Annotated in this window: 3 protein-coding genes; all 3 read right to left on the bottom strand. The window is 63.9% G+C overall.

What is annotated here, in order from left to right; all coding sequences use genetic code 11:
• Positions 1-222: 222 nt before the first annotated feature.
• Positions 223-624, bottom strand: a complete 402-nt coding sequence (locus ACYVDE_RS21870) for a hypothetical protein (RefSeq protein ID WP_460503657.1) — start codon at positions 622-624, stop codon at positions 223-225.
• 247 nt (positions 625-871) lie between these two features.
• Positions 872-1,480, bottom strand: a complete 609-nt coding sequence (locus ACYVDE_RS21865; RefSeq protein ID WP_460503656.1) for a tetratricopeptide repeat protein — start codon at positions 1,478-1,480, stop codon at positions 872-874.
• On the bottom strand, positions 1,468-1,724 hold a 257-nt coding region (locus tag ACYVDE_RS21860; RefSeq protein ID WP_460503655.1), incomplete at its 5' end, for a hypothetical protein. The genes ACYVDE_RS21860 and ACYVDE_RS21865, both read right to left, overlap by 13 nt.

The raw sequence follows: 1,724 nt of genomic DNA, 5'->3' as shown, positions 1-1,724 counted from the left end.
GGCCGGGCCGCGCCCGCAAAGTACGGGCCGCCCCGCCGAACCTGAAAGCCCCGTCTGCGGCCAGCCGGCCCGGCCGGGAAATCCGACCAAAAAAACAGAGGCTGGCCGTTGCAGCGGCCAGCCTCTCAGCACAATTTCACACGCACACTTCTTCTTGATTTACAAGGGAGCAAGATAGCGCCAACTTTCCAGAGTCGCACCATGCCCGCCTACAAAAAAGCTTTATTCGCTCGAGTCCTGCACCAGAGTCATCACCCGGCTCAGGCAGTGAGTGCCGTAGCCGGACGCGGCCTGCAGCTGGTAGGGGTAGTCGCCCTGCGGCAGGCACAGCCCGCGCAGGTTCAACTGGATGTGGTGCTCGCCGCTGCTCAGGCCCTTGCGCACCACGGCGGCCATTTTGCGGCCCAGCAGGTCGAAGATTTCGAGGCGCACATCGGCCGGGTACAGCAGAGTGAAGGGAATGCAGGTTTCGCCTTCGTGCGGGTTGGGCGCGTTCTGGCTCAGAATGAGCGGGGCAACTTCCCGGTCGGCGTAGCGGTGCGGCGGCAGGTTGGCCAGCCGCGGAAACGGCAGGGCACTCAGCACCTGCGCGGCTAGCTGGTTAGACGTAGAGGTAACATCCATGCGGAAAAAGGATAAGCGTCAGCAATGGGCAAGCTGGGTAGTCGCCAGGGAAGCAATTTTTATATAAATAAAGTGACACTCGGGCGCGGTGCAGTCCACAATTCGGCGGATTGCGCACCCCGCTCGGCGAATATCGCCTGGGCCGGCGCGAACGGGCTGGCCTGCCCGGGCCCGCCGCAGGCCCGTGCGGCTGCAGGCCGCCATTCGGCGCGGAAGGATGCCTAGGCTATTCTCATCGCGACAGCTGCTACAGCCGCTTCAGGCCCGCCGTGGCGGCGGCATCGCCGGGGCGAATGAGCAGGGCTTTGGTGTAGAGGGCGCGGGCTTCGGCTTTTTTGCCGAGGTTGAGGTAGGCCCAGGCCAGCGAAAGGTTGGAATCGTAATCGAACGGGTAGAGGTTGACGACGCGCTCGAAGTAGCGGGCGGCCTGGGTGTAGCTCTTGCGATTGAGGAAAATAATGCCCGTCCAATAGTTGGCCTGCGTATTCTGCGGGTCGATTTTGAGGATGCTTTCGTAGGTTGCCAGCATGCGGTCGACCTGGCCCAGCGCGTTCAGGGGCTTGATGAGGCCGAGCTTGGGCTCGATGGCGTACGGGCGTTGCTCGACGGCTTTTTGGTAGTGAGCGGCGGCGGCGGTGTAGTTTTTGGCCAGAAAATAGAGCCAGCCCAGACGCAGGTTCTGCTCGTAGGTGCCCGTGTAGATGGCCCGGATGGGCGCGATGGCCTCGGCGTAGTCGGCCTTGGCCTCGGCCGAATAGCTGCTGGAAAAAGCCGCCGACTGCTCGGCCTGGGCCCAGGCGCCGGCCGGGGCAGCGCCCACAAGCGTGGCGGCGAGAGTCAGCTTTACCAGGTCCATGCGAAGGTGGTGCTTAGGGATTGGAGCGAATAGTAGCGGCCATCGAAAGCATCGCGGCGGCGTTCGGCACTGGCGGCCAGGCGCAAAGAAAACTGCTTCGGCAATAAAAACAGCACGCTGGCGCCGCCGCGCTCGCGCATGGGGTCGAGCAGGTTATACACATACATGCCGTCGACCTCGGCCAGCACGGGCACCAGGCCCAGGCCGCCGTAGGCTTCGAGCCACACGCGGCGGTGCAGCCGCC

It is taken from the genome of Hymenobacter agri (assembly GCF_054778495.1).
This window is presented reverse-complemented; position numbering and strand designations above follow the sequence as displayed.

Coding starts and splice junctions, on each gene's coding strand:
- ACYVDE_RS21865 (WP_460503656.1), bottom strand. CDS start 1,480: ATGGACCTGGTAAAGCTGACTCTCGCCGCCACGCTTGTGGGCGCTGCC.
- ACYVDE_RS21870 (WP_460503657.1), bottom strand. CDS start 624: ATGGATGTTACCTCTACGTCTAACCAGCTAGCCGCGCAGGTGCTGAGT.